The 26522-nt window shown below is 73.4% G+C and carries 25 protein-coding genes and 1 pseudogene; 16 read left to right on the plus strand and 10 right to left on the minus strand.

The features are described from left to right. Positions 1 to 20 precede the first annotated feature (20 nt). On the minus strand, positions 21 to 836 hold the full coding sequence (locus ESG85_RS28640; RefSeq protein WP_128984076.1) for a cobalt-precorrin-6A reductase: 816 nt from the start codon (positions 834 to 836) through the stop codon (positions 21 to 23). Positions 837 to 857: 21 nt separating this feature from the next. Here ESG85_RS28640 and ESG85_RS28645 point away from each other — a divergent pair, with 21 nt between their 5' ends. After that, on the plus strand, positions 858 to 1973 hold the full coding sequence (locus ESG85_RS28645; protein WP_128984077.1) for a cobalt-precorrin-5B (C(1))-methyltransferase: 1116 nt from the start codon (positions 858 to 860) through the stop codon (positions 1971 to 1973). Between the two features lie 69 nt (positions 1974 to 2042). Further along, entirely contained in the window at positions 2043 to 2603 is a 561-nt protein-coding gene (locus ESG85_RS28650; protein WP_128984078.1) for a GNAT family N-acetyltransferase, read from the plus strand. 158 nt (positions 2604 to 2761) lie between these two features. Here the strand turns inward: ESG85_RS28650 and ESG85_RS28655 are convergent, their stop codons facing one another. Next, positions 2762 to 3508, minus strand: coding sequence for a hypothetical protein (locus ESG85_RS28655; protein ID WP_128984079.1), 747 nt, complete (start codon positions 3506 to 3508; stop codon positions 2762 to 2764). A 102-nt stretch (positions 3509 to 3610) separates the two neighbouring features. On the opposite strand from ESG85_RS28655, the gene ESG85_RS37065 reads away from it, so the two are divergent. After that, positions 3611 to 3685 (plus strand): 50S ribosomal protein bL37, encoded by a 75-nt coding sequence (locus tag ESG85_RS37065; protein WP_099895366.1) that lies wholly within the window; start codon positions 3611 to 3613, stop codon positions 3683 to 3685. Between the two features lie 117 nt (positions 3686 to 3802). Here ESG85_RS37065 and cobM read toward each other — a convergent pair whose 3' ends face one another. Next, positions 3803 to 4552 (minus strand): precorrin-4 C(11)-methyltransferase, encoded by a 750-nt coding sequence (gene cobM / locus ESG85_RS28665; protein WP_128984080.1) that lies wholly within the window; start codon positions 4550 to 4552, stop codon positions 3803 to 3805. After that, a complete protein-coding gene (gene cbiE / locus ESG85_RS28670; protein ID WP_128984081.1) occupies positions 4549 to 5796 on the minus strand; it encodes a precorrin-6y C5,15-methyltransferase (decarboxylating) subunit CbiE in 1248 nt (415 codons plus the stop codon). Before cbiE ends, cobM begins: the two co-directional genes overlap by 4 nt. Before the next feature lie 366 nt (positions 5797 to 6162). On the opposite strand from cbiE, the gene ESG85_RS28675 reads away from it, so the two are divergent. From ESG85_RS28675 to ESG85_RS28685, 3 genes are all read left to right on the plus strand, one after another. Beyond that, a complete protein-coding gene (locus tag ESG85_RS28675) occupies positions 6163 to 7305 on the plus strand; it encodes an LLM class flavin-dependent oxidoreductase (RefSeq protein ID WP_246095346.1) in 1143 nt (380 codons plus the stop codon). A gap of 4 nt (positions 7306 to 7309) precedes the next feature. Further along, a complete protein-coding gene (locus ESG85_RS28680) occupies positions 7310 to 7942 on the plus strand; it encodes an FMN reductase (protein WP_128984082.1) in 633 nt (210 codons plus the stop codon). Between the two features lie 147 nt (positions 7943 to 8089). After that, positions 8090 to 8473: a VOC family protein gene (locus ESG85_RS28685; RefSeq protein ID WP_128984083.1), complete on the plus strand. Its 384-nt coding sequence runs from the start codon at positions 8090 to 8092 to the stop codon at positions 8471 to 8473. Here the strand turns inward: ESG85_RS28685 and ESG85_RS28690 are convergent, their stop codons facing one another. The 5 genes and pseudogenes from ESG85_RS28690 to ESG85_RS28715 form a co-directional block, all read right to left on the minus strand. Continuing rightward, entirely contained in the window at positions 8474 to 9328 is an 855-nt protein-coding gene (locus tag ESG85_RS28690; RefSeq protein WP_128984100.1) for an ABC transporter permease, read from the minus strand. Positions 9329 to 9609: 281 nt separating this feature from the next. After that, a pseudogene (locus ESG85_RS28700) lies at positions 9610 to 10557 on the minus strand (ATP-binding cassette domain-containing protein); the annotation flags it as partial. A gap of 126 nt (positions 10558 to 10683) precedes the next feature. Further along, positions 10684 to 11088 (minus strand): hypothetical protein, encoded by a 405-nt coding sequence (locus tag ESG85_RS28705; RefSeq protein ID WP_128984084.1) that lies wholly within the window; start codon positions 11086 to 11088, stop codon positions 10684 to 10686. Positions 11089 to 11198: 110 nt separating this feature from the next. After that, entirely contained in the window at positions 11199 to 11630 is a 432-nt protein-coding gene (locus ESG85_RS28710) for a RidA family protein (protein WP_128984085.1), read from the minus strand. 171 nt (positions 11631 to 11801) lie between these two features. Further along, entirely contained in the window at positions 11802 to 12272 is a 471-nt protein-coding gene (locus ESG85_RS28715; RefSeq protein ID WP_128984086.1) for an RrF2 family transcriptional regulator, read from the minus strand. A gap of 111 nt (positions 12273 to 12383) precedes the next feature. Here ESG85_RS28715 and ESG85_RS28720 point away from each other — a divergent pair, with 111 nt between their 5' ends. The 6 genes from ESG85_RS28720 to ESG85_RS28745 all read left to right on the plus strand — a co-directional run bounded on the left by ESG85_RS28720 (position 12384) and on the right by ESG85_RS28745 (position 18904). Then, a complete protein-coding gene (locus ESG85_RS28720; RefSeq protein WP_128984087.1) occupies positions 12384 to 12821 on the plus strand; it encodes a DUF7144 family membrane protein in 438 nt (145 codons plus the stop codon). Further along, a complete protein-coding gene (locus ESG85_RS28725) occupies positions 12818 to 13261 on the plus strand; it encodes a hypothetical protein (RefSeq protein ID WP_164986341.1) in 444 nt (147 codons plus the stop codon). The genes ESG85_RS28720 and ESG85_RS28725 overlap by 4 nt, the downstream gene beginning before the upstream one ends. 45 nt (positions 13262 to 13306) lie before the next feature. Then, complete coding sequence (locus ESG85_RS28730) at positions 13307 to 13543, plus strand: DUF2630 family protein (protein ID WP_128984088.1); 237 nt, start codon at positions 13307 to 13309, stop codon at positions 13541 to 13543. Positions 13544 to 13624: 81 nt separating this feature from the next. Beyond that, a complete protein-coding gene (locus tag ESG85_RS28735) occupies positions 13625 to 15892 on the plus strand; it encodes an FUSC family protein (RefSeq protein ID WP_128984089.1) in 2268 nt (755 codons plus the stop codon). Positions 15893 to 16273: 381 nt separating this feature from the next. After that, entirely contained in the window at positions 16274 to 17818 is a 1545-nt protein-coding gene (locus tag ESG85_RS28740) for an APC family permease (RefSeq protein WP_128984090.1), read from the plus strand. A 66-nt stretch (positions 17819 to 17884) separates the two neighbouring features. Further along, positions 17885 to 18904 (plus strand): hypothetical protein, encoded by a 1020-nt coding sequence (locus ESG85_RS28745; RefSeq protein WP_128984091.1) that lies wholly within the window; start codon positions 17885 to 17887, stop codon positions 18902 to 18904. A 63-nt stretch (positions 18905 to 18967) separates the two neighbouring features. On the opposite strand, the gene ESG85_RS28750 is transcribed toward ESG85_RS28745, so the two are convergent. Continuing rightward, on the minus strand, positions 18968 to 21076 hold the full coding sequence (locus tag ESG85_RS28750; RefSeq protein ID WP_128984092.1) for a PhoX family protein: 2109 nt from the start codon (positions 21074 to 21076) through the stop codon (positions 18968 to 18970). Positions 21077 to 21587: 511 nt separating this feature from the next. Here ESG85_RS28750 and ESG85_RS36340 point away from each other — a divergent pair. The 4 genes from ESG85_RS36340 to ESG85_RS28775 form a co-directional block, all read left to right on the plus strand. Further along, positions 21588 to 23198: a VWA domain-containing protein gene (locus tag ESG85_RS36340; protein WP_246095347.1), complete on the plus strand. Its 1611-nt coding sequence runs from the start codon at positions 21588 to 21590 to the stop codon at positions 23196 to 23198. A 197-nt stretch (positions 23199 to 23395) separates the two neighbouring features. Beyond that, a complete protein-coding gene (gene metG / locus ESG85_RS28765) occupies positions 23396 to 25003 on the plus strand; it encodes a methionine--tRNA ligase (protein WP_128984093.1) in 1608 nt (535 codons plus the stop codon). A 251-nt stretch (positions 25004 to 25254) separates the two neighbouring features. Then, on the plus strand, positions 25255 to 25812 hold the full coding sequence (locus ESG85_RS28770) for a Uma2 family endonuclease (protein ID WP_128984103.1): 558 nt from the start codon (positions 25255 to 25257) through the stop codon (positions 25810 to 25812). Positions 25813 to 26142: 330 nt separating this feature from the next. Beyond that, the coding region (locus tag ESG85_RS28775) for a transposase family protein (RefSeq protein WP_164986195.1) at positions 26143 to 26522 on the plus strand (380 nt) is incomplete at its 3' end.

Genomic DNA, 26522 nt, shown 5'->3' on the forward strand with positions numbered 1-26522 from the left:
CCGGGCCGGTGGGTGCGTCCCTACGCCCTGCCGCCGGCCGGCAGCCGGGTCCGTACCCACTCCGCGGCTTCCTCCGGCGTCGTCGCCGTCGTCACACCCTCCGGGACCGGCGGGCGGCGGACGACGACGACCGGGACGCCGGCCTCGCGGGCGGCGGTCAGCTTGGGGGCGGTCGCCGCGCCGCCGCTGTCCTTGGTGACGAGGACGTCGACCCGGTGGCGGCGGAGCAGTTCGCGCTCGCCGTCCAGGGTGAACGGGCCCCGGTCCAGGAGGACTTCGGTGCGCGCGGGCATCGGTGCGTCCGGTGCGTCGACGGAGCGGACCAGGAACCACTCGGGCCGTCCCGCGAACGCGGCCAGGCCCATGCGGCCGGTGGTGAGGAAGACCCGCTCGCCGAGCCCGTCCAGTGCCGCCGCGGCCGCGTCCAGGGACGCCACCTCGTGCCAGTCGTCACCGTCGACCGGGACCCAGCCGGGGCGGCGCAGCGCCAGCAGGGGAACATGGGCGGTGGCGGCCGCCGCGGCCGCGTTGAAACTGATCCGCTCGGCGAAGGGATGGGTGGCGTCGATGACCGCGTCCACGGCGTGCTCCCGCAGCCACCCCGCGAGCCCCTCCGGCCCGCCGAACCCGCCGATCCGCACCTCCCCGGCCGGCAGCCGGGGCGCCGCGACCCGCCCGGCGAGCGAACTCGTCACGCGGAGCCCCGGGGCGACGGCGTCCCGCGGTCCGGCGGTGTCCCCGCGCCCCGTGGCGCGGACCGCCGCCGCGTCGTGCAACAGGCCGGCCAGCGCGCGGGCCTCGGTGGTGCCGCCGAGGATGAGTACGTGCGGGGACATGGGAATCCTGGGAGTCCGTTCATGAGTTCCGGCGGGCGTGCGGCCCAACTCAAGCACACCGGTCTGCGCCCCGGCTGGACGACCGGCGCCTGTGCGACGGCGGCCACGGCCGCCGCGTACACCGCGCTGCTCACCGGCGACTTCCCGGACCCGGTGACGATCACCCTGCCCAGGGGGCACACGCCGTCCTTCGCGCTGGCCGCCGAGTCCCTCGCGGACGGCGCGGCCATGGCCGGGGTCGTGAAGGACGCGGGCGACGACCCGGACGTCACGCACGGCGCGCTGGTCCGCTCGACGGTACGGCTGCTGCCGCCGGGCTCGGGCGTCGTCTTCCGGGCGGGCGAGGGCGTCGGTACGGTCACGCTGCCCGGCCTGCCGCTGGACGTGGGCGAACCGGCGATCAACCCGGTCCCCCGCCGGATGATGCGCGACCACGTCGCCGAGGTCGCCGCCGCCCACGGCGGCACCGGCGACGTCGAGATCACGATCTCCGTCGACCACGGTGCCGAGATCGCCCGCTCCACCTGGAACCCGCGGATCGGCATCCTCGGCGGCCTGTCGATCCTCGGCACGACCGGCGTCGTCGTCCCCTACTCCTGCTCGGCCTGGATCGACTCGATCCGCCGCGGCGTCGACGTGGCGCGCGCGGGCGGACTCACGCACGTGGCCGGCTGCACGGGTTCGACGTCGGAGCGCACGGTGACGTCGCTGTACGACCTGCCGGAGATCGCCCTGCTCGACATGGGCGACTTCGCGGGCGCCGTCCTGAAGTACGTCCGGCGCCATCCCGTGGACCGGCTGACCGTCTGCGGCGGCTTCGCGAAGCTGTCCAAGCTGGCGGCGGGCCACCTGGACCTGCACTCGGCCCGCTCGCAGGTCGACAAGTCCTTCCTGGCCGACCTGGCCCGTACGGGCGGGGCCTCCGAGGCGCTGGCGGCGGAGATCGCCGCCGCCAACACCGGTCTCGCCGCCCTCCGCCTCTGCGAGGCCGCCGGCGTCCCGCTGGGCGACCTGGTCGCCGCCCGCGCCCGCGACGAGGCCCTGTCGGTCCTGCGCGGCGCGCCGGTGGCGGTGGACGTGGTGTGCATCGACCGGGCGGGCACGGTGGTGGGCCGGTCGGCGGTGGCGGGGCCGTGACCGGCCCCGAGCCGGCGACGGGACCGTAAACGCCACGACAAGTGCCCGGCCGGGAAGGAGAATTCCCGGATGACCGACTTCTCGCACAAGCCCACCCTCACCGGCGACCTCGTCGTCCTCCGGCCCGTCACCGAGGACGACGTCCCCGCCCTCCTCCCGATGCTGCGCGACCCCGAGATCGCCCGGCTCACCGGCTCGCACGGGGACGTCGAGGAGTCCGCGCTGCGCGCCTGGTACGGCTCGCGGGGCGTCCAGACCAACCGGCTCGACCTCGCGGTCGTCGAGCGCGCGACCGGCCGGGTGGTCGGCGAGGCGGTCCTGAACGAGTGGGACCGGGCGAACGAGAGCTGCGCCTTCCGGATCGCCCTGTCCCCGGACACCGTCGGCCGCGGCCTCGGCACCGAGGCCACCCGCCTGATCGTCGGCCACGCCTTCGAGACCCTCGGCCTCTACCGCGTCTGGCTGGAGGTCTACGCCTTCAACCCGCGTGCCCGCCGCGCCTACGAGAAGGCCGGCTTCCGCCCGGAGGGGGTGCTGCGCGGGGCGCTGCTGTGGGAGGGCGAGCGGGTGGACGCGGTGCTGATGGCGGCGCTGGCACCGGAGTGGCGCGCGGGGATCACTCCGGCCTGAGCGCGCGGGGCACGGCGCGGCGCTCGTGTCCGCCGTGGGCTTCGGCGAGTGCGGCGCGTTCGGCGCGTTCGGCGCGTTCGGCGCGTTCGGCGCGTTCGGCGCGTTCGGCGCGTTCGGCGCGGCCTGCGGCCGGCCCGCCCGCGGTGAGCGCCCCGTGCTCACGCCTCCAGACAGTCGACGACGTCCCCGGGTGACGGATAGCCGATCCCGGCGATGTCTCCGGCGAGGTCGGCGAGTGACGCGTCGGGGTTGAGCGCCGCCACGACCTCGCTCGTCAGCGGCTCCAGCGCGAGGACGTGGCGCACGGCCCGGACGTCGACCTCCGTCTCGTAGTAGTAGGAGGCCCACGCCGCGTACGCCTCCGCCGAGCGGTCGACGAGCAGCTCGAAGAGGTGACCGGCGCCGTCCGCGTCACCGTCGGCGTCGCCCCCGGTGGGGAAGTCGACGGTGCCGGTGCGCCACACGGGGTCGGACGGCTCACGCCACAGGCAGCACGTGACCGTCAGGACGCCGTCCTCCTCGCAGAACGCCGGCTCCGTCACGTACGGGCGGAAGGCGTCCGGTACGGAATCGAGGACGCCCGGCCACGGTTCGGGGTCGTCCCTGCGGGCCCACGGGCTCATCGGCGATTCGTGGTCGAAGCCACGGACGTACGCGCCGGAGGCGGAGAAGACGACGGCGTACTCGTCGCCCGAGCCGTTCCGCATCGAGGCGAGCGCCTCCCCGTCGCCGTCCCCGTCGACGTCCCCGTCGCCGTCGCCCCAGTGGGCGTCGAAGGAGTAGTACCGCCCGTCCCACTCCGGGCTCAGCACCGCGTCCAGCATCGCGAGCCCCCGGCAGTGGTCGCGCAGTTCCCCGATGCCCGGCAGCGCCCGGGCCACGTCGTAGACGGTCACGTGGCCCATTGCAGCGCACGGCACCGACAGCCGACGTGCGGGCTCCACCCGCCGACCCTAGGCTCGGCAGGGCAAAGCCCCCACAACGGTCATCGAACGGGAGGTATCCCCATGGCGAAGCGCGGCAACAAGAAGCGGGCCCGCAAGAAGAAGAAGGCCAACCACGGCAAGCGGCCCAACGCCTGAGGCGGAAGCCGTCCCCGGCCGCCGGCTGCGCGGGCCCTGCCCCCGGCCACCGGCCGGAACCGCAACCGGAACCGGGTGGGGCGGCGTCCCTCACCGCCCGCCCGGCCCGTCACGCGTTCAGCAGCCGTGCCGGTCCCGGGCCGGGTCGTACAGGTGGCTGTCGCGGAATTCCGAGGCGGCCAGGGTGCGGCCCACCACGATCACCGCGGTCTTCGTGATGCCCGCCGCCTTCACCTGGTCCGCGATGTCCTCCAGGGTGCCCCGCAGCACGACCTCGTCCGGGCGGCTCGCCATCGCGACGACCGCGGCCGGGCAGTCCACGCCGTAGTGCGGGACGAGTTCGGAGACGATCCGGTCGGCGTAGCGGGCGCCGAGGTGCAGGACGAGCAGGGCGCCGCTGCGGCCCAGCGTGGCGAGGTCCTCGCCCTCCGGCATGGGCGTGGCCTGCTGCGCGATGCGCGTGAGGATGACCGTCTGGCCGACGGTCGGCACCGTCAGTTCCCGCTTCAGCGCCGCCGCCGCGGCCGCGAAGGCCGGGACGCCGGGCACCACCTCGTACGGGATGCCGGCCGCGTCCAGCCGGCGCATCTGCTCGGCCATGGCGCTGAAGACGGACGGGTCACCGGAGTGCAGCCGGGCCACGTCCTGCCCGGCCTCGTGGGCGGCGGCGATCTCGGCGACGATCTGGTCGAGGTCCATCCTCGCCGTGTCGACCAGCTTCGCGTCCGGCGGGCACTCGGCCAGCAGCTCGGTCGGCACGAGGGAGCCGGCGTACAGGCAGACCCCGCACTTCGCCAGGGTCCGTGCGCCGCGCACGGTGATCAGGTCGGCCGCGCCGGGGCCCGCGCCGATGAAGTAGACGGTCATTGCTGTGGAGAACCCTTCGTTACGGACCACTGGGTGACGGGCATGGCCTGGCGCCAGCCGGTGAAGCCGCCCACGGGCACGGCCGAGGCGACCGCGAGCCTGATCAGCTCGCCGCCGTGCCGCCGGTAGCGTTCGGCGAGCAGCGCCTCGGACTCCAGCGTCACCGTGTTGGCGACGAGCCGGCCGCCGGCCGGGAGCGCGTCCCAGCAGGCGTCGAGCAGGCCGGGCGCGGTCAGGCCGCCGCCGATGAAGACCGCGTCGGGGACGGGCAGACCGGCGAGCGCCGCGGGCGCGGGCCCGGTGACGACGTCCAGGCCCGGTACGCCGAGGGCGGCGGCGTTGCGGGTGATGCGGGCGGCGCGCTCGGGCGACTTCTCGACGGCGACCGCCCGGCACGTCCGGTGCGCCCGCATCCACTCGATGCCGATGGAGCCGGAGCCGCCGCCGACGTCCCACAGCAGTTCGCCGGGGGCCGGGGCGAGCGCGGCGAGGGTGGCGGCGCGCACGTAGCGCTTGGTGAGCTGGCCGTCGTGTGCGTACGCCTCGTCGGGCAGGCCGGGCGTGGTGCCGAGCCGCAGCGCGTCCGGGTCGCGCACGCAGTCGAGGGCGAGGACGTGGAGCGCGTCGGCGCGCTCGTACGGCCAGTCGGCGGCGGTCCCGTCGAGCAGGCCCTCGCGGGGGCCGCCGAGCTGCTCAAGGACCCGGATCCGGGTGCCGCCCCAGCCGCGCTCGCGCAGCAGCGCGGCGACCCGCGCGGGCGACTCGGGGCCCTCGCCAAGGACGAGCAGCCGGCGGCCGTGGTGGAGCGCGGCGGTGAGCGCGTCGAGCGGGCGGGCGACGAGGGAGACCGTCTCGACGGCCTCGAGGGGCCAGCCGAGGCGGGCGCAGGCGTACGAGACGGAGGACGGGTGCGGCAGGACGTGCAGGGGGGTGCCGGGGCCGAGGATCTCGGTGAGGGTGCGGCCGATGCCGTGGAAGGAGGGGTCGCCGCTGGCGAGGACGGCGATCCGGCGGCCCTGGTGGGCGGCGAGCAGCCCGGGCACGGCGGGCCGCAGGGGGCTCGGCCAGGGCACCCGCTCGCCGGGGCAGTCGTCCGGTGGCAGGAGGTCGAGCTGGCGGGGGCCGCCGATGAGGACCTGGGCGGCGCGCAGGGTGCGGCGGGAGTTCTCGGGGAGCCCGTCCCAGCCGTCGGCACCGATGCCGACGACGGATATGGCGTCGGTCGGGTGTCTCGCGTCGTTCACGACGGGGACTTTACGGGAGGGGCGTCCGGGCGCCGGGAACCGGCCGCCGGGCGGACGGAGACGTGCGGAGACGGAGGGAGGCGTGCGGAGAGGTACGCGGAAACGCGGGCGCGGGAGCGGGCGCGGAAGGTGCGCGGAAGCAGGGGAACGGGAGCGGGCGCGGGCGCAGAACGTCGGAAACGGGCGCGGGCGCGGGCGCAGAAGGTCGGGAGCGGGCGCGGAAGGTGCGCGGAAGCAGGGGAACGGGCGCGGGAGAGGGCGCAGGAGGTCGGAAACGGGCGCGGGCGCGGAATAGGTGCGGCGGTGGCGCCGTTGAGCCTGACGGTTTAAGATTCAACCAAATGGACCCCGCGAGAGGTGAGCACGATGCAGTTCGGGATCTTCACCGTCGGTGACGTGACGACCGACCCCACCACCGGCCGCACCCCCACCGAGCACGAGCGCATCAAGAACACCGTCGCCATCGCGCTCAAGGCCGAGGAGGTCGGCCTCGACGTCTTCGCGACCGGCGAGCACCACAACCCGCCGTTCGTCCCGTCGTCCCCGACGACGCTCCTGGGTCACATCGCCGCCCGCACGGAGAACCTCGTCCTCTCCACCTCCACGACCCTCATCACCACCAACGACCCGGTGAAGATCGCCGAGGACTACGCGACCCTCCAGCACCTCGCCGACGGCCGCGTCGACCTGATGATGGGCCGCGGCAACACCGGCCCGGTCTACCCGTGGTTCGGCCAGGACATCCGCCAGGGCATCCCGCTCGCCATCGAGAACTACGCGCTCCTCCACAAGCTGTGGAGGGAGGACGTCGTCGACTGGGAGGGCAAGTTCCGCACCGCCCTCCAGGGCTTCACGTCCACCCCGCGCCCGCTCGACGACGTCCCGCCGTTCGTCTGGCACGGCTCCATCCGTTCGCCCGAGATCGCCGAACAGGCCGCGTACTACGGCGACGGCTTCTTCGCGAACCACATCTTCTGGCCCAAGCAGCACACCGAGAAGATGGTCGGTCTCTACCGCCGGCGCTACGCGCACTACGGCCACGGCACCCCCGAGCAGGCCATCGTCGGCCTCGGCGGCCAGGTCTTCATGCGCAGGAACTCGCAGGACGCGGTACGGGAGTTCCGCCCGTACTTCGACAACGCGCCGGTCTACGGCCACGGCCCGTCCCTGGAGGACTTCAGCCGCGAGACCCCGCTGACGGTCGGCTCGCCGCAGCAGGTCATCGAACGCACGCTGTCCTTCCGCGACTACGTCGGCGACTACCAGCGCCAGCTCTTCCTGATCGACCACGCGGGCCTGCCGCTGAAGACGGTCCTCGAACAGCTGGACATCCTCGGCGAGGAGGTCGTCCCCGTCCTGCGCAAGGAGTTCGCGTCCCTGCGCCCGGCCGGCGTACCGGAGACCGCGCCGCTGCACCCGGCCGTACGGAAGAACACCGACGGCCACCACGACACCGGCACCGACGGCCACCACCACACCGGCGCCCAGGTCCGGAACCAGGAGGTCTGACCCCATGCGCACCCTCAAGCTGGTCGCCGTCTCGGCCGGGCTCAGCAGCCCCTCCTCCACCCGGCTGCTCGCCGACCGTCTGCTCCAGATCACCCGCCACCGACTGGCCGAGCAGGAGTACGCGGTCGACGTCGACGTCGTCGAACTGCGCGACGTCGCCGTCGACATCGCGAACGGCCTCGTCACCGGCTTCCCGTCCGAAAGGCTCCAGGAGGCGATCGACAAGGTCACCGGCGCGGACGGCGTGATCGCCGTGACCCCGGTCTTCACGGCCTCGTACAGCGGTCTGTTCAAGTCCTTCTTCGACCTGATCGACCCGGCGGCGCTGACCGGCACCCCGGTCCTGATCGGCGCCACCGGCGGCACCGCCCGCCACTCCCTCGTCCTCGACCACGCCCTGCGCCCGCTCTTCGCCTACCTCCGCGCCGTGGTCGCCCCGACGGCCGTCTACGCGGCCTCGGAGGACTGGGGTTCCGGCGGCGACGCGTACACGGAGGGCCTGCCGTCCCGCATCACCCGGGCGGGCACCGAGTTCGCGGACCTGATCGCGGGCCGCCCGGAGCGGACGCGGGAGGACGACGAGATCGTCCCCTTCGCACAGCAGCTGGCGGACCTGCGCCTGGGCCAGGCGTACTGATCACGAGCGTCGTAGCCGTCCCGTCCGGATCCCGGCCGGGTTCGCGCCGGACGAGTGAACCCGAAGGGCGGGAGCGAAGCCCCGCCCTTCCCGCCCTACGGAGAGCTCGACGGGCGCCGGGCGCCCGCCCGGCGCATGATGCGTCTCATGGACATCAAGCTCGAGCTGATCGGCGTCCCCGTCAGCGACATCGACCGCGCCAAGGCCTTCTACGAGCAGGTCGGCTTCCACGCCGACCACGACGTGACCGTCAGCGACGCGATCCGCTTCGTCCAGATGACGCCGCCCGGATCGGCCTGCTCGATCGCGTTCGGCCAGGGCATCACCGAGATGGCGCCGGGCTCCCTGGACAACATGCAGGTCGTCGTCGCCGACATCGAGGCCGCGCACGCCGACCTCACCTCCCGCGGCGTCGACGTCAGCGCGATCGTCGACCAGCCCTGGGGCTCCTTCGTCTATTTCGCCGACCCGGACGGCAACCGCTGGGCGGTCCAGCAGATCACCCCGCGGAACGCGTCGGACGCCGGCTGATCACTTGCGGTTGTAGAGGCGCATCGTCACCGGGCCGAACACCACCACGAACAGCGCCGACCAGCCCAGCGTCCAGGCGAGGTCGGCCGCCGGCCAGTCGCCCGCCATCAACTCCCGTACCGCCGTCGACAGATGCGTCACCGGGCTGTTGTTGACGAAGGCCTGCAGCCAGCCGGGCATGGTCCTCGGGTCGACGAAGACGTTCGACAGGAAGGTCAGCGGGAAGATCACCATCATGCTGACGCCGATGACGGACTTCTCGCTGCGCAGCAGCAGCCCGAACATCGTCCAGATCCACGAGAACGCGAACGCGAAGACCAGCAGCAGGGCGGTCCCGAGGAGCACGCCCGCCACCCCGCCGGCCGGCCGGTAGCCGATGACGACGCCGACCGTCAGCATCACGGCGGAGGCGATCAGATAGCGCACGACGTCGCCGAGCAGATAGCCCACCATGGGCGCGGGCCGCCAGATCGGCAGCGTGCGGAAGCGGTCGAAGACGCCCTTCTCGATGTCCGTGTTGACCGAGACCCCGGTGTACATCGTGATCATCATGACGCTCAGCACCAGGATGCCGGGCAGCAGGAACTGGATGTACTGCGAGACGGAGCCGGCCAGCGCGCCTCCGAAGAGGTACGTGTACATCAGCACCATCATGATCGGGAACGCCGTCACGTCGAACAGCTGCTCCGGCACGTGCTTGATCTTCAGCATCGCCCGCCAGCCGAAGGTCAGCGAGGCGGAGAGCGCGCTGGGCCGCGCCGGACGGGTGTGACCGACGAGCAGGGCGGCCAGTTCGTCGGCCCTGGGGGCGACGAAGTCCGCGGTGGTGGCCTTGTCGGTGGTGCTGGTGGTCACGGTGCTCATGCCCTGCCCTCCGGCGCCCTGCCCTCCGTTGCCCCGCCCTCCGTTGCCCCGCCCTCCGTTGCCCCGCCCTCCGTTGCCCTTCCCTCCGTTGCCCTTCCCTCCGTTGCCCTGCTCTCCGTTGCCCTGCCCGCCGGCGCCCCGCCCTCCGGCTCGCTCTCCTGGTCGCCGTCGCCCGCCCGGTCCCTGCCGCCGTCGCCGCGGCCGTCGCCGCCGCCGCTTCCCGAGTCACCGCTGCCGCCACCGCCGGACCCGCCGCCGTCGCCCGCCGGGTGGTCCGTCAGCGCGAGGAAGACCTCGTCCAGGCTGGGCTGGCCGAGCGCGAAGTTGTCGACCGTGATCCCGGCCCGCGCCAGCTCGGCCAGCGCCCGCGCCGCCTGCTCCGCGGCGCCGATGTCGGTGCCGCGGCCGTTCACGGTGGCGGTGAGCGCGACCGGGTCGGGATCGAGCTGCACGGCGGCGTTCAGCGCGGCGGCGAGGACCCGCTCGGCCTCCGGCCGCTGCTCCGCCTCCCGCAGCCGTACGTGCACGGAACCCGAGCCCACCGAGGCCTTCAGCTCGCCCTTCGTTCCCTCCGCGATCACCCTGCCGTGGTCGATCACGGCGATCCGGGAGGCCAGCTGGTCGGCCTCGTCCAGGTACTGCGTGGTCAGCAGCACCGTCGTGCCCTGGGCCACGACCGCGCGGACGATGTCCCAGACCTGGTTGCGGCTGCGCGGGTCGAGGCCGGTGGTCGGCTCGTCGAGGAAGAGCAGGTCGGGCACGTTGAGGATGGAGGCCGCGATGTCGATGCGGCGCCGCATGCCGCCCGAGTAGTTCTTGACCTGCCGGTCCGCCGCGTCCGCGAGCCCGAAGGCGGCGAGCAGCTGCGCGGCCCGCTCGCGGGCGGCGGGGCGGGAGTGGCCGAGCAGCCGGGCGAGGAGGACCAGGTTCTCGGTGCCGGTCAGGTCCTCGTCGACCGAGGCGTACTGGCCGGTGAGGCTGACCCGGCCGCGCACCGCGTCGGCGTCCCGCACGACGTCCCTGCCGAAGACCCGGGCGCGGCCGGCGTCCGGCCGGAGGAGGGTGGCGAGCATCTTCACGGCGGTGGTCTTGCCGGCCCCGTTGGGGCCGAGGACGCCGTAGACGGTGCCGGCCGGGACGCGCAGGTCGATGCCGTCCACGGCGCGGTTGGTGCCGAAGACCTTGACCAGGCCTTCGGTCTCGACGGCGAGGTCGGTCATACGCGTGTCCTCCCGGCGGGCGGTTTCGCGCCCGCTCCCCACCAGTCTCCGACGGCCGGCCGGGTCGTGCCAGGCGGCCTGCGCCGCGCACGCCGGACTCGGCCCGGGCGGGCCGGCCTCGCCGCCTCAGTACGGCGCGGGTCGGCCGGCGGCGTCCTCGTGGGTGTAGAAGAGGTAGAAGGCGCCGGCGCCGGTGGCCACGCCGACGATCAGGCCGAGCATCGACGACGAGAACACGCTGTGGTCGGACAGGCTGAAGAGGAAGCCGATCGCGATGCCGGTCAGGGCGCCCCAGGCCGCCGCGCGCAGCTCGCGCCGCAGCGTCCGGCCGTAGCGGCGGAGCGCGTACACGGACACGGCGAGGACGACGGCCGAGATCAGGCCGAGCCAGAGCTGACCCCAGGACAGCGCCTCGCCGCGGCGGGCGATGACGGGGGCGTACAGGCCGTAGGCGATGCCGAGGGTGACGGGCAGCCCCCAGCCGTGCGTGCTGAACTGCCGGTGGGCGGGTACCGCTGCGTGTGCGGCCATGGGAGGACTCCTTTCCCGCGCCGTGCCCGCGCGGACGTGCCGCGCGGGCGTGCCGCGCGGGCGTGCTGCACCCTCCAGGGCACACCCGCCCGGTACCCGCCGCAAGTGGATCAGCCGGCCGCCGGCGGCCGTACGGCGACCGCGTCGATCTCGAAGAGCATGCCGGGCAGCGCGAGGGCCGCGACGCCGCTCAGGGTCTGGGCCGGCAGCCGCTCGCCGAAGACGGCGTACAGGGCCTTGCCGAGGACCTCCAGCTTGGCGAGGTCGTGGTCGACGACGTACGAACCGAGCCGGACCACGTGCTGCGGACCGAGGCCCACGCCCTCCAGGGCGCGGCGGAGGTTGGCGAGGGCGAGCTCGACCTGCGCGGCGAAGTCGCCGGGCACGGGCGCGCCGGTGGCGTCGGAGGCGTACTGGCCGGCGACGAAGACGAGTTCGCCGGGCGCGGAGGCGACGTGGGCGTAGCCGAAGGGCGTGGGGTCGTGGAGGGTCGCGGGGTTGGTGAGGGTGCGCTGGTCGTCGTGCGGGTGCGTGACGCTCATGAGGTGCGTACTTCCTTCCCGTAACAAGGACATCGAATATCCAGAATAAAGTGGGGTGCTGGGGATGTCGACAGTGCCGACAGGACGCCGGCAGGACGCCGGCCGGGCGGGCTCGTCGCGGACGTGCGAGCAGGGGCGGCCCGTTGCGGGGAGCACGGCCCGACCCTGGCCTCAGAGGTCGGCGAACCAGCGGCGGATCCGGTCGGGTGCGCCGGGCGCCTGCCGTTCCGCCCGGGCCCGTACGTCCGCGAGGGTCTGGGCGGCGAGCTCCCTCCGCCAGGCGAGGTCGGCGCGGCCCATCGCGTCGGCGATGGCGCACTCGGCGGTCGGCCGCCCCGTCGTCGCGCCGGGCCCCTGGCCGCGGATCTCGGTGCAGCGGAAGGCCTCGTCGGGGCCCTCGATCGCGGTGACCACGTCCATCAACGTGATCCGGTCGAGCGACCTGGCGAGCCGGAAGCCGCCCTGGCAACCGGGGACGGAGCTCAGGATCCCGGCCCTGACGAGGGACTGGAGCTGCTTGTTGAGGTAGGCCGGGGGCAGCTCGTGGTACCCGGCGAGCCGGGCCGCGGTGACGGCGCGCTCCTCGCCGATCCAGGCCAGGTTGAGGCAGCTGTGCAGCGCCCACTCGACACCCTCGTTCATCCTCACATCCTGGATATTAATCATCCAGGTTACGAAGAGGCAATCCCCCGTCTCACCCGCCCGGCCCATCAGAAGGTTCCGAACCGGACGCCCGCTCCCACGATGAGCAGCATGAGCCAGAACACGACACCTCCGCGCCCGTCCCCGACGCCGGCGAGGGACGACGGCTGGGCCGCGGGCGGCACCATCTTCGCCGGCGTCCTCATGACGGTCATCGGCGTCCTGGACGTCTTCCAGGGCATCGCCGCGATCGCCGAGGACGACGTCTACGCCCGGGTCGGCGACTACGTCTTCAAGTTCGACCTGACCTCCTGGGGCTGGATCCACCTGTGCCTCGGCGTCGTCGTCATGATCGTCGGCTTCGGGGTCCTCAAGGGCGCCGCGTGGGCCCGGATCGCGGGCATCGCGCTCGCCTCGCTGAACATCGTGCTCCAGTTCCTGTTCCTGCCCTACCAGCCCTGGTGGGCGCTGTTCTCCATGGCGGTCTCGATCTTCGTGGTCTGGGCCCTCGCGACCGACGGCTCCTACGGAAGGAACACGGCCGTATGACGCGCCGACCCCGCACGGCCCGCGCCGCCGCCTTCCTCTCCCTCGCCGCCCTCGGCGCCGCCCTGACGGGCTGCGACCAGGCGAAGGACGCGGCCGGGGGCATCGTGTCCTCGGCCACGGCGGCGGTGGCGTCCGCCGCGCAGCGGCAGATGGACGAGATCAAGGACGGGGTCAACGCCAAGGCCGACGTCAAGGCCGGGCCGACCTCCGTGGACGGCGACCGGACGGTCGCCGAGATCACCGCGACCAACCCCAAGGACAAGACCGCCGACTACACGGTGATGGTCAACTTCCGCGACACGCAGGGCAATCTGCTCGACGCCGTGGTCCTGAACATCGACGGCGTCGAGGCCGGCAGGTCCAGGACCGGCACGGCGCGCAGCAACCGCACCCTGTCCGGCGACACGGAGGCCGAGATCGCCCAGGCGGTCCGCCACTGACGCCCCGCCTCGCGCGACGTCCACCGATCGGCCAGGCTGGAAAGCATGGAGAACGACGAGATCCTCGAGAACATCGGCTCCCTCGTCGAGGAGGAGCGCAGCCTGCGGCAGCGCACCGGCGGCCTCCAGGACGAGGAACGCACCCGGCTCGCCGAGCTGGAGGTCCAGCTCGACCAGTGCTGGGACCTCCTGCGCCAACGCCGCGCCAAGGCCGAGTTCGGCGAGGACCCGGACACAGCGGCCGTCCGCCCGGCGGCCGAGGTGGAGAACTACCGCAGCTGACCCACGGCGTCCCCCGCCACCACCGACGGAACTCGGCCGCCCTCCCCCGCCACCACCCCGGGCCCGCCGTACGTTTGACCCATGGCGAACCCCGCACCACCACCCCGCACCCCCCGCCTCGCCCCGCCCACCTGGCTCACCACCGGCCTGCGCCCCCAGCCCGCCCAGGTCCCCTGGCCCGCCGTGGCCCGCGCGTCGATCGCGCTCGCCGCACCCCTCGCCGTGGGTTTCGCCACCGAACGGCCCGCGTACGGCGCCCTCGTGTCGATGGGCGCCCTCTCCGGCGTCATCGGCGACACCGCCGACGCGTACCGGATGCGGGTCTTCAACATCGCCGTCCCGCAGCTCTTCGGCGCCCTCGGCGTCACCCTCGGCGCCCTGGTCTTCGGCCAGGGCTGGCTCGCGGTCGCCGCGCTCACGCTCATCGCGCTGGTCTCCGGGATGATCTCCTCGATCGGCGCGGTGGCCTCCGTCTCGGGCCTGCTGCTGCTCCTCAACGCCGTCGTCGGCGCCGGCCTGCCGATGCCGGACCCCTGGTGGAAGGCGCCGCTGCTGCTGGGCCTCGGCGGCATCGTCGTCCTGACCCTCACCCTGCTCGGCTGGCCGCTGCGCGGCGGTCAGCCGGAACGCGCGGCGGTCGCCGGGACCTACCGGGCGATCGCCGACCTCTTCGAGGCCGCCGGCACCGACGCGTACGACGAGAAACGGCAGGCGGTCACGGCCTCGCTCAACCAGTCTTACGACATGGTCCTCGGCCGCCGCGCCCGCCAGCACGGCCGGGCGCCGACCCTGGTGCGGCTGCTCGCCCAGCTCAACGTGGTGATCCCGATGGCGGAGGCCGCGCCGGCCGCGCACCTCGCGGCCCGCCGTTTCCACCGGCCGCTGCCCCCGGAGGTCCCGGCCGCGGTGCGGGACCTCGCGGACGCCGTGGAGACCGGCCGCACGGGCGACCCGGACCTGCGCCTGCCCGAGGCGCGGCGCCCGTCGGAGAAGGCCGTGGAGGCGTCCGTACGGTACGCGGCGACCGTCGTCCACCAGGCGGAGCACAGCCCGTACCAGGCGTTCAACGCGGCGAAGGGGGCCGACCGGCTGGGGCGGCCCGCCGCCCTGCGGGTGCGGATGCGGCGCGCGGCACGCGGTGTGCTGCTGTCCGGGGCGTCCTGGCGCTACGGCCTGCGGCTCGCGCTGTGCATCGGCCTCTCGCAGGCGCTGGTCTCGCTGATCGCGGTGCCCCGCTCGTACTGGGTGGCGCTCACCGTCACGTTCGTCATGAAGCCGGACTTCGGCTCGGTGTTCTCGCGGGCGGTGCTCCGCGCGTTCGGCACGGCGGCCGGGCTGCTCGTGGCGGCGCCGATCCTGGCCGCGCTGCCCCGCGGCTGGGGAGACGTGCCGGTGATGCTGGTGCTCGCCGCGCTGATCCCGGCGTTCTCGGCGAAGGGGTACGCCTTCCAGACCGCGGCGATCACGCCGGTGATCCTGCTCCTGTCGGACCTGCTCAACCACCAGGGCTTCCACCTGGTGCTGCCGCGGCTGTACGACTCGCTGGTCGGCTGCGCGATCGCGCTGGTCGCCGGCTATCTGCTGTGGCCGGAGTCCTGGCACACCCGGGTCGCGGACCGGCTGGCCGACGCGGTCGAGGACACGGCCGCCTACGTGAACCTGGCGTTCGGCGCCCCGTCCCGGACGGGAGGCGGCGGCGGTGACGCCGAGCCGGAGCACCACGGAGGCAACGACGACCACGGCAACGCCGGTGACCAGGGCACCCGCGTCCGGGCCCGGCGCAAGCTGTACCGCGACATGTCGTCCGTACGGTCCGAGTTCCAGCGCGCCCTGACCGAGCCGCCGCCCGCCGGGGACCTGGCCGCGGCGTGGTGGCCGCTGACGATCGCCGTGGAGCGGATCGTCGACGCCACGACGGCCGCCCGGGTCCGCGTCGACCACGGTGCGCCGGCGCCGCATCCGGCGGAGGTCGCCCTCGTGGAGCGGCAGTTGCGGGAGCTGGCGGAGGGACTTCGTTCCAGCGAGGTCCTGGTGGAGGTGCGCGCGGATCTGAGCGGCGACGAGGACGGCGTGCTCGCGCCGCTCCGCCAGGAGGTACGGGCGGCCCGCGCCATCGCGACCCCGTCCCCGAACGCCGCCACGGCCCCGTCCCCGAACCCCGCCACGGCCCCGTCCCCGAACGCCGCCACGACGCCCTCCCCGAGCGCCGTCACGACCGTGCCCGAGGGCTCCGGCACGACGGCGTCCTCGCCCCCGGAAACCGGCTCGTCCCGCTCCCCCGGCTCCGCCCCGGACCCCACCTCCGGGCCGGTCCCGGACCCGCCACGGGACGGCGGCAGCGCGCCGTAAACCCGGCCAAAGGGGCGTACGGAAGTGGTTACCGGCGGTTGCGGAATCGAACCCTCCCACCACCGTTACCGGATTCCACGCGTACGACTACGATGCGCTCGAATTCACCGTGATCCACGTCGCGTTCCGTCCCCGGGCGCCCCGGTGGCCCGGTCACGTCGTCCTGCGCAGCTCTCCCCGCACCCCTCGATTCCCCCCATCCCCCTCCCCACGTCCCCCATCCCACATCCCCGCGTCCCCCATCCCCCGGCTCCGACCTCCCCGCCGCCCCGACCTCCCCGCCGCTCCGGCCTCCCGCCGTACGAGCGTCCCCGCCGTCCCCTCCGTCCCCGCGTCACCGTCCTGCGTTCCTCCTCCCCCCGCGCCCACGAGGACACCGCCATGCGCACCACACCCGGCAGAGCATCCGGCAGAGCACCCGGCAGACCCGGCCGCCGCGGCCGCCGCGGCCCGGACCGAGGCCCCGGGCGGGGCCTCCAGCCCAACGCCCTCGGCACCTTCGACACCATCGTGATGGCCGTGGCGGGCAGCGCGCCCGCGTACTCGCTCGCCGCCACCACCGCCGTCCTGTTCGGGGCGGTCGGCCTCGCCGGGCCGGCGTCGCTGCTGTACTGCGCGATACCGATGCTCGGCATCGTCCTCGCGTACGCCCGCCTCGGCCGGATCGACGTCAACGCGGGCGCGGCGTACTCGTGGGTGGGCCGCACCCTCCACCCCTTCCTCGGCTTCCTCTCCGGCTGGGCGCTGGTCTTCGCGACGACCGTGTTCATGGTGGCCGGATCGCTGCCCGCCGGCTCCCTCACGCTCTCCCTCGTCGACCCGGAACTCGCCGACAGCACCGCGCTGTCGCTGGTGGTCGGCGCCGGCTGGTTCCTGATCATGCTGCTCGTGGTGCTCGGCGGGGCGCGGCTCACGGTGCGCGCCCAACTCGTCATGTCGGGCGTGGAGATGCTGATCCTCGTGGCGTTCGTCCTGGGCGCGGTGATCCACCGCGGGCACGCCACGGCCTTCGACTGGTCGTGGTTCGGCCTCGGTCACTTCGACGGCGCCTCGGGCTTCGCGTCGGGCGCGCTGATCGCCGCGTTCTACTACTGGGGCTGGGACGTCACCAGCAACCTCAGCGAGGAGACCCGGGACAGCCGCCGCACCGCGGGGCTCGCCGCGCTCGTCGGCATGGGCGTGGTGTTCCTGCTCTTCGAGGCGTTCACCGTCTCCGTGAACGTGCTCCTGAGCGCCGAGCAGATCGAGCACGGCGGCGCGAACGTCCTCGCCGTCCTGGGGCAGGAGATCTGGCCGGGCGTCGGCGGCAAGCTGCTGCTCCTCGCGGTGCTCCTCTCGACGGTCGCCACCCTGGAGACCACGCTCATCCAGGTCACCCGCTCGCTCTTCGCGATGGGCCGCGACCGCACTCTCCCGCCCGCGCTCGGCACCGTGCACCGCCGCTGGAACACCCCGTGGGTGGCGGTGGCGGCCGTCGGCGCCGCCGCGCTCGTGATGTTCGCCGCCGCGGCCGCCGCCGGCTCGATCGGCCAGGTCCTCGGCGACGCGGTGAGCGCGATGGGCCTGCAGGTCGCCTTCTACTACGCCCTCGCGGGGATCGCGGCCGTCGTGGCGTACCGGGGCCGGCTGCTCACCTCGGTGAAGGAGTTCGTGCTGGGCGGGGTCTGGCCGCTGTTCGGCTCGGCGTTCATGCTGTGGGCGTTCGTGGAGTCGCTCGGCGAACTGTCCACCGCCTCGCTCGCGATCGGCCTCGGCGGCCTCGCCGCCGGCGTCGTACCGATGCTCCTGTACTGGAGGAAGGGCAGCGCCTACTACCGCCCGGCGCGCCTGGACGCGACCCGCGCGCTCGCCGCGACGGCGCCGTTCGCCTCACCGGACTCGCCGCGCGCCCGCCGGTCCGACAAGTCGCTGGCGACGGACTTCTGAGTTCCCGACACCGTCCGCAGGCCGTCTCCGCCGACGGCCGCCACTGTCCGCGAGGGAGGTACACGGATGGCCGCACTGCGCCGCCGCTCGGCCCGACAGGGCCGGTTCACCCCGGACTTCGACCCCGACTCCGGCGACCGGGCGCTCACCGAGGCCCGTCACGACATGGTGATCGGCCGCTGGCAGGGCGTACGGGACCTGCTGAGGGCCACCGGGGACGACTGGTCGCTCCGCACCCACCGGCTGCGCCTGCTCTCGCACGCCGCCGCGGGCAGTTCGACGGTCGAGGTGTGGTGGGCGGCCGAGCCGGGCAACCCGGACGCCGCCGTGCTCCGGGCGGCGACCGAGGTGGTCCGGGTCTTCGACGCGGCCATCGCCGCCGGCCGGGGCAGCACGATCGACCGGGGCCGGGTCGACGCCTCCGTCGACGCGTGCCTGACGGCGGCCGACGCGGCACCGGCCGACCCGATGCCGTGGGTGTCGCTGCTGTCCGTGGCCAGGCTGTACGAGGGCGGTGTGCCGCGCCGCCGACTGCGCCACTGGTTCGACGAGTTGCGGCGCCGCGACCCGTACAACACCGAGGGCCACACCCAGGTGCTCCGCTACTGGTCGGCGCGCTGGCACGGCACGCACGGCGCGATGTACGACTTCGCGCGGGACGCGGCGGGCGTCGCGCCGCCCGGTTCGCCGCTGCCGATCCTGGTGCAGATCGCCCGGGTCGAGGAGTACCGCTACGTCGTCGACGGCGCGCTCGGGCGCGGCCCGGTGCGCGGCTTCGACCAGCACTGGAAGCACGAGCTGGCGGTGACCGAGCTGCGCCGTACGCACGCCCGCTGGATCGGCGGCCGCGAACCGGGATCGCCGGTCCGCCCGGAGGAGGTGGCGGAGCTCAACTACCTCGCCCACGCGGCGTGTCACGCGGGCGAGGCCGCACTGGCGAGGGAGCTCCTCGGGATGCTGGGGACGCGGGCGGCGTGGGTCCCGTGGGTGTACACGGGCGAGCCGGCGGAGCAGTTCGTACGGTTCAGGGAGGGGCTGGGGCTGGTCCCGGGGGCAGGGACGGGGACGGGGGCGAGGCCCGAGTAGAGGCCCGAGTAGGGGCTAAGCCGCCCGCCCCCGCCCCCGCCTGCGCCCCCGCCTGCGACGGCGTCAGACGCCGATGTCGCGGCCGTCGGTGCGCCAGACGGCGACGACCGCCGGGCGGACGATCCGGCCGGGGCCGTCGGGCCAGGCGGAGGCCGGCTTCTCGACGGAGGCGCCGTCGACCTCGCCCGGGTGCTGGACGGCGACGAGGACGCGGCGGTCCTGGACGATCGGGCCGCAGGTCTCGGCACCGGTCGGGACGGTCAGGAACTGCTTCAGCTCACCGCGCCGCTCGCCGTGAGTGGCGACGCCGTAGAGGCCGTCGTGGGAGCCGAGCTGGTTGCCGTCGGTGGAGATCCACAGGTTGCCGTGCGGGTCGAAGGCGACGTTGTCGGGGCAGGAGATGGGACTGACCCGGTCCTTGGGGAAGCCGGCGAAGTAGGTGGTGGGATCGTCCGGGTCGCCCGCGACGAGGAAGAGCCGCCAGGCGAAGCCGTCGGCTGCCGGGTCGTCCCAGTGCTCGGCGAGTTCCAGGATCTGGCCGTGCTTGTTGAGGTTCCGCGGGTTGGCCTCGTCGGCGCCCGGGTTGGTGCCCTTGCCGCGGTTGGTGTTGTTGGTGAGGGCGACGTAGACGCGCCCGGTGCGCGGGGAGGGCTCGACGTCCTCGGGGCGGTCCATCTTGGTGGCGCCGACCTTGTCACCGGCGACGCGGGTGAAGACGAACACCTCCTCGGCGGTCATGCCGGGCACGTGCGAGACGGCGCCGTCGGGGCCGGCGGTGGCGAGCGGGATCCAGGTGCCGGAGCCGTCGAACTCGCCGTCGCGCGGCAGCCTGCCGCTGCCGTCGATCTCGGCGGCCGGGGAGTCGCCGGTCAGCCGGGCGACGTAGAGGGTGCCCTCGTCGAGCAGGGTGAGGTTGTGCTCGCGCGCCTTGCGGGAGTTGCCCTTCGCCATCCGCTTGCTCGACACGAACTTGTAGAAGTAGTCGAAGCGCTCGTCGTCGCCCATGTAGACGACGGGACGGCCGTCGGCGGTGAGGCGGGGCTGCGCGGCCTCGTGCTTGAAGCGGCCGAGGGCGGTGCGCTTGCGCGGGGTGGAGTCGGGGTCGTACGGGTCGAGCTCGACGACCCAGCCGAAGCGGTGGGCCTCGTGGGGCTCCCGGGCGAGGTCGAAGCGCTCGTCGAAGCGTTCCCACTTGCGTTCGGAGGCGCCGGAGCCGAAGCCGTACCGCTTGTCGGTGGGACTCGACCCGTTGGCGAAGTACTGGTTGACGTTCTCCTCGCCGTGGAGGGTGGTGCCCCAGGGGGTGGTGCCGCCGGCGCAGTTGTTGAGCGTGCCGAGGACGGTACGGCCCTCGGGGTCGGCGGAGGTCTTCAGGAGGTCCGAGCCGGCGGCGGGGCCGGTGAGCTCGAACGGGGAGGTGGTGTGCAGCCGCCGGTTGAGGGGGTGGCGGGTGACGGGGGTGAGCCTGCCGGTGCGGTGCTCCTCCTGGACCACGACGACGGACAGGCCGTGCGCGGCCCAGGCGGTCTCGACCTGCTCGCGGGTCGGGTCGTCGGGGTCGTAGCCCCGGAACATCAGGATCTCGTCGGTGTATTCGTGGTTGGCGACGAGGACCTGGCGGTGGGGTTCGCCGCGCAGCGGGAGGAGCGAGAGGAAGTCGTTGTTGTAGCCGAACTGCCCGGCCTGGGCGGCGGCGGTCTGGCGGTCGGGGTCGAAGGCGGGCGCGCCGCGGAGGATGGGTTCGCCCCAGCGGATGACGACGTTCTGGGAGTAGCCGGCGGGGACGGTGACCCGGTCGGCGGTGTTGGGCGCGACGGGCCGGAAGCGCAGGCCACGGGCACCGTCGGCCTCGCCGTGACCGCCGTGGCCGGCGTGGCCGGCGTGGCCGGGTCGGTGACCGCCCTGCGGGAGTGCCTGGGCGGCGGGAGCGTCGCCGAGGGCGAGGGCGGAACCGGCGGCGGAGGCGACGGTGACGACGGCGGCGGCCCGCAGGGCGGTACGGCGCGAGAGCACGCCGGCGATGACGTCACCGACGTAGGCGTTGTCGGTGGTGTTGGGCACCTCCTGGAAGCAGGCGTCGCCGCAGCGGTAACGGCACGTGAGGGCGGAACGTCCGCCTCCGTGCGCATCCCCGTGTGCGTGACTTCCCAGCAGCGGCAGCGGTTTGCGCACGTCGTCCTCCAGGTGTGAGCGCGGTCGGCGGTGACGTTATGTGCGCACCTCTGCACGGTGGAGGCGGGAGAGTGAACGCCCGATGAATGCGCGACGACCGGGGGCGCCCGGGTCGTAGGGCGCGGGGAGGGCGGCCGCTAACCTTACGTGTCCGCCCTGGCCAGGGATGAAGGACGCATACCGCACCCAACTCATGCGAAGGGGTTACCCCATGGGTATTCGGAGCTTGCTGCGCAAGGTATTCGGCCGCGACCGCGCGAACGCCGCGGAACTCGAGGTCCCGGCAACCTCCGTCCCGCCCCAGGGCACACCGCGCGAGGCGGGGACGGATGAGGGGACCGAGGCGAAGGCCGGAGCGGATGCCGAGGCTTCGGCCGAGGCTGGGGCTGGGGCTGTTACTGAGGCTGCTGCTGGGGCTGGGGCTGGTGCTTCGGCGGAGTCGGGGGTCGAGGCAGGGGCTTCGGCTGACGCTCGGGCGGAGGCGGCCGCCGACGCGAAGGCGGAGGTGCCGGTGGGCGCCGCCACGGGCGCGGCCGGAGCCGGGACCCTGGCGGGTGCCGGGACCGGGGTGGGTGCCGGGACCGGGGTGGGTGCCGGTGACGGCGGCAAGCCGACGGCCGCGGAACTCGCGGCGGCGGACCTGGTGGCGGCGTCGTTCGACAACCCGCAGATCCCGGCGGCCCGCCGAGCGGGCAACGCGGAGGCGGCACGGACGCGGGCGGCGGACGCGGATGCGGACGATGCGGCGTCGGAGGCGGACGCGGACGCGGCAGTTGCTGGGGCCGAGGCGCAGGCCGACGCGAAGGCTGAGGCGCAGGCCGAGGTCGAGGCCGAGACCGAGACCGAGACCGAGGGCTCCTCGGCGGAGCCGGAGCAGAGTGCCGCGGGCAAGCCCGCCGACGGTGCCGAGCCCGAGCCGGAGCCGGAGCCCACCGACGCCGCGGAGAACCCCACCGCGGAGTCCGAGAATCCCACGGCTACGGACGAGGAGCCGCAGGCTGCCGAGGCCGCCGACGCGCCCGCGCAGGAGGAGCCGACGGCGGAGCCGACCGCTGCGGCGGCAAGCGGCCAGGAGGTCCCGGCGGATCCGGAGACCGAGGCGCCCGCCGCCGAGGAGGCGGCCCCGGCCGCCGAGTCCGCGGCCGAGCCGCTCGCCGCAGACGCCACCCCGGCCACCGACACCGCACCGCCGGTCGCCGCGGACGCCACGTCCACCGACACCGGGGCAAGCGCGGAGCCCACGCCGGCCGGGCCCGAGGCCGAGGCGGAGCCCGTAACCCTGGCGGAGCCCGTAACCGAGGCCCCGGCCGCCGAGACCCCGTCCGCCGAGCAGCCGGCCCCCGCCGCCGAGGCGCCGAACACGGAGGTTCCGACCCCGACCCCGACCCCGGAGCCCACCCCGGCCCCGGAGTCGGCCCCGGAGCCGGCCCCCGCAGCCACGGCCGCAGCACCCGCCCCCGCCCTCTCCCTCGCCAAGCTCAAGGCCGCCGCCCCGCACCTCGCCGACGCCTACAAGGCGGCCGGCGCGGTCCTCAAGAAGCAGGGCCTGTCGGGCGCCCGTGCGGCCGTCTACCTGGTCGTGGACCGGTCCGGTTCGATGCGGCCGTACTTCAAGGACGGCTCGGTCCAGCGGCTCGCCGAGCAGACCGTGGCCCTGGCCGCGCACCTCTCCGAGGACGCCACCGTGACCACGGTCTTCTTCTCCACGGAGATCGACGGCACCGCCGTCCTGACCCCGGCGGACCTCACCCCGACCCGCGTCGAGGAGATCAACGCGACGCTCGGCCGGATGGGCCGGACGAACTACGACCGGGCGGTCGAGGAGGTCCTCGCCCTCCACGAGAAGTCGGCGGACCCGGCCCGCCCGGCGCTGGTGGTGTTCCAGACGGATGGTGCGCCCGAGTCGAAGACGGCCGCGACGCAGGCGCTGACGGAGGCGGCGGACCGCCCGTACGCGACGCACTGGCGGCTCACGGTGTGGGGCGAGGAGGAGACGAAGGCCTTCGACTACCTCCGTAAGCTCGCCACGCCCCGGACGGCGGTCCACTTCGCGGGCCCGTCCCCGGTGGAGACCCCGCACGCGACGTTCTACCGCGAGCTGCTCGCGGACTGGACGGTCTGAGCCCACCGCGCGCACACGAGAGCGCACCGGCGCGAGCACCCCACCGCTCACCCACTGCGCACCGAGGCGAGCCGCTCGCCGCGCACCCGCCGCGCACCGGCGGACGAACGACGACAGCGGCCCCGAGCCCGCCGGCCCGGGGCCGCCGCTGTTTAAGCGTGTGAAGGCCACCGGTTCAGGCCGTTAAAATTCGCACCATGGCGGCCACTGGATCCGAGAAGCAGGGCTCGAAGGCGTACTACGTCACGACCCCCATCTACTACGTCAACGACGCTCCTCACCTGGGCCACGCCTACACGACCGTCGCAGGCGACGTGCTCACCCGCTGGCACCGCCAGCGCGGTGAGAAGGTGTGGTACCTCACCGGCACGGACGAGCACGGTCAGAAGATCATGCGCACCGCGGAGGCGAACGACGTCACGCCCCAGGAGTGGTGCGACAAGCTCGTGGAGGAGGCCTGGAAGCCCCTCTGGGAGCACCTGAACATCGCGAACGACGACTTCATCCGCACCACGCAGAAGCGTCACACCGACCGCGTGCAGGAGTTCGTGCAGGACCTGTACGACAAGGGCGAGATCTACAAGGGCGGGTATGAGGGCCCGTACTGCGTGGGCTGTGAGGAGTACAAGCTCCCCGGCGACCTCATCGAGGCGGAGGACGGCACGAAGCTGTGCGCCGTCCACAAGAAGCCGGTGGAGATCCTCAAGGAGGAGAACTACTTCTTCAAGCTGAGCGAGTACGGCCCGAAGCTCATCGAGTTCTACGAGGCGAACCCGGGCTTCATCCAGCCCGAGTCGGCCCGCAACGAGGTCGTGAACTTCGTCAAGCAGGGCCTCGAGGACCTGTCGATCTCCCGCTCGACCTTCGACTGGGGCGTCCCGGTGCCGTGGGACGACAAGCACGTCATCTACGTGTGGATCGACGCGCTCCTGAACTACGCGACGGCGGTCGGCTACAACGAGAACCCGGAGAAGTTCGACGAGACCTTCCCGGCGAACGTCCACCTCATCGGCAAGGACATCCTGCGCTTCCACGCGGTGATCTGGCCGGCGATGCTGATGGCGCAGGGCCTGCCGGTGCCGGGCAAGGTCGTGGCGAACGGCTGGCTGATGGTCGGCGGCGAGAAGATGTCGAAGTCGAACCTGACGGGCATCAAGCCGCAGGACCTGACCTCGCACTTCGGCGTGGACGCGTACCGCTGGTACTTCCTGCGGGCGATCGCGTTCGGTTCGGACGGCTCGTTCTCGTGGGAGGACTTCTCCGCCCGTTACACGTCCGAGCTGGCCAACGACTACGGCAACCTGGCGTCGCGCGTGGCGGCGATGGTCGGCAAGTACTTCGGCGGCGAGCTGCCGGCGGCGACGGCGGACGGCGACGCGGAGAAGGCTCTGCACGAGGGCCTGGCGAAGGCCGTGGCGACGGCCGACGCGAAGATCGGCGAGGAGCTGGACTTCCAGGCCGGCATCCTGGCGATCTTCGAGTTCGTGAAGCAGGTCAACGGCTACATCACGGAGCAGGAGCCGTGGAAGGTGGCCAAGGACGACTCCGAGGAGGGCCGGGCGCGCCTGGCGACGATCCTCTACACGGCCGCGGAGTCCCTCCGCGCCGTGGCGGTCCTCCTGAACCCGATCATGCCGGAGACCTCGCAGAAGCTGTGGGACTCCCTGGGCGCCGAGGCGTCCCTGGGCACCCTGGCCTCCCAGCCCGTCCAGGACGCCGCGACCTGGGGCCGGCTCCCGGCCGGCGCGACGGTGACGAAGGGCGCGGTCCTGTTCCCGCGCCTGGAGGACCCGAAGAAGGACTGACGCGCCACACCGACCCCGACGGCCGCCGCCCCACCAGGGCCGGCGGCCGTCGCCGTACGGCGAACCACCGCGTCACCCACAGGGATGAAGCCGCCCGCACCCCACCCAACCAGGACACTGGCATATGCCACAGTCCGGCCATGGCGACAGCGACGAATCCGTCCGCGCAAGCGGACGAACACGTACCGTGGAAGGCACCACCGACCCCGGAGGAGGCCGCCGTGGAGGCAGTCGAGCAGCGGACCCGTGCGATGACCCAGGAGCTCTTCGAGGAGCTCGCGCGGGTCGGCGACCGGCTGAGCGACGCCCTGCGCCTGGAGTTCATCGACGGGAAGATCGGGGAGAAGGCTTTGCCTGACGGCGACCACGGGCGGATCATTCAGTGGCTGACCCGCCTCTGTCTTCAGACCAACACGGAATGGTGGCTGCACGCCGACCAGGGGCTCCGGGTCGAGACCTACCGCAAGGGCAACGCCCGCCCGGACGGTGTCCTGGCCCCCAGCGACGCCTTCGTAGGCCAGGGCGAGTGGGCGTCCGCCGACGGCGTCCTCATGGCGGTCGAGGTGACCTCCCACGACTCCGACACCGACCGCCGCGACCGCGTCGAGAAGCCCCGCGCCTACGCCGAGACCGGCATCCCCGTGTACCTCCTGATCGACCGCGCGGCCGGCGAGGTACTGGTCCACTCCCAGCCGGGAGAAGGATGCTACGACATGGTCGTGACCGTCACCTTCGGCAAGACCGTGACCCTGCCGGAGCCCGTCGGAATGGAACTGGACACCGAGCCGCTGAAGGAGTGGGTCGGCTGAGCCGACCCACCGGCCGGAGCGACTGTCGGTCGCGCTTGACATGGAGCGGTATTCCAAGATCAACAAACCGGGCGGCGATCACCATCTGTTCTATGAGTAGCGACACCCACACAGATGGCTGAGCAGGCGAGAGAGACCTGGCTAAATCGCATTGCCGCAACTGGCCTGACGGTCTCAGACGACATCGCGCCCGACAGCGTCCCTCCTGTCCTGGAGACAGTGAGCTCTTTCCAACCTGTCGGCCAGGAGGGGCGGTTGGGCTGACAGACGGGTGAAGCCCCTGGTAGATGGGTTTTCGACTAAGAAATCCGTCTCCACCAGAGGCTTCGTGTGCTTGTCTACCCGTCGGGCGTCGACGTGTCCAGCTCCGCCCTGCGCTTCCTGTCCGCCAAGCTCCGTCAGCGCCGCCGGGAGCTCGGTACCCGCTGGCGGCGCCTGAGTGCCGGCCGGCAGGCGCTGCTCACTCTTGCCCATCTCCGCAACGGCCACCCGTATGCCCAGCTGGCGGCCGGGTTCGGCATCGGGACGACGACCGCGTACCGGTACATCACCGAGGCCGTCGAGGTCCTGGCCGCTCTCGCGCCGACTCTCGCGGAGGCGGTCCGGGCCGCATCGTCGAAGGCGTTCGTGCTGCTGGACGGGACCTTGCTGCCGATCGACCGGATCGCCGCGGACCAGCCCTACTACTCGGGGAAGCACAAGAGGCACGG

The organism is Streptomyces roseicoloratus, assembly GCF_004117935.1.
In the GTDB taxonomy this organism is placed as follows: Bacteria; Actinomycetota; Actinomycetes; order Streptomycetales; family Streptomycetaceae; genus Streptomyces; species Streptomyces roseicoloratus.

Coding starts and splice junctions, on each gene's coding strand:
- ESG85_RS28640 (WP_128984076.1), bottom strand. CDS start 836: ATGTCCCCGCACGTACTCATCCTCGGCGGCACCACCGAGGCCCGCGCG.
- ESG85_RS28645 (WP_128984077.1), top strand. CDS start 858: ATGAGTTCCGGCGGGCGTGCGGCCCAACTCAAGCACACCGGTCTGCGC.
- ESG85_RS28650 (WP_128984078.1), top strand. CDS start 2,043: ATGACCGACTTCTCGCACAAGCCCACCCTCACCGGCGACCTCGTCGTC.
- ESG85_RS28655 (WP_128984079.1), bottom strand. CDS start 3,508: ATGGGCCACGTGACCGTCTACGACGTGGCCCGGGCGCTGCCGGGCATC.
- cobM (WP_128984080.1), bottom strand. CDS start 4,552: ATGACCGTCTACTTCATCGGCGCGGGCCCCGGCGCGGCCGACCTGATC.
- ESG85_RS28675 (WP_246095346.1), top strand. CDS start 6,163: ATGCAGTTCGGGATCTTCACCGTCGGTGACGTGACGACCGACCCCACC.
- ESG85_RS28680 (WP_128984082.1), top strand. CDS start 7,310: ATGCGCACCCTCAAGCTGGTCGCCGTCTCGGCCGGGCTCAGCAGCCCC.
- ESG85_RS28685 (WP_128984083.1), top strand. CDS start 8,090: ATGGACATCAAGCTCGAGCTGATCGGCGTCCCCGTCAGCGACATCGAC.
- ESG85_RS28705 (WP_128984084.1), bottom strand. CDS start 11,088: ATGGCCGCACACGCAGCGGTACCCGCCCACCGGCAGTTCAGCACGCAC.
- ESG85_RS28710 (WP_128984085.1), bottom strand. CDS start 11,630: ATGAGCGTCACGCACCCGCACGACGACCAGCGCACCCTCACCAACCCC.
- ESG85_RS28715 (WP_128984086.1), bottom strand. CDS start 12,272: ATGAACGAGGGTGTCGAGTGGGCGCTGCACAGCTGCCTCAACCTGGCC.
- ESG85_RS28720 (WP_128984087.1), top strand. CDS start 12,384: ATGAGCCAGAACACGACACCTCCGCGCCCGTCCCCGACGCCGGCGAGG.
- ESG85_RS28725 (WP_164986341.1), top strand. CDS start 12,818: ATGACGCGCCGACCCCGCACGGCCCGCGCCGCCGCCTTCCTCTCCCTC.
- ESG85_RS28730 (WP_128984088.1), top strand. CDS start 13,307: ATGGAGAACGACGAGATCCTCGAGAACATCGGCTCCCTCGTCGAGGAG.
- ESG85_RS28735 (WP_128984089.1), top strand. CDS start 13,625: ATGGCGAACCCCGCACCACCACCCCGCACCCCCCGCCTCGCCCCGCCC.
- ESG85_RS28740 (WP_128984090.1), top strand. CDS start 16,274: ATGCGCACCACACCCGGCAGAGCATCCGGCAGAGCACCCGGCAGACCC.
- ESG85_RS28745 (WP_128984091.1), top strand. CDS start 17,885: ATGGCCGCACTGCGCCGCCGCTCGGCCCGACAGGGCCGGTTCACCCCG.
- metG (WP_128984093.1), top strand. CDS start 23,396: ATGGCGGCCACTGGATCCGAGAAGCAGGGCTCGAAGGCGTACTACGTC.
- ESG85_RS28770 (WP_128984103.1), top strand. CDS start 25,255: ATGACCCAGGAGCTCTTCGAGGAGCTCGCGCGGGTCGGCGACCGGCTG.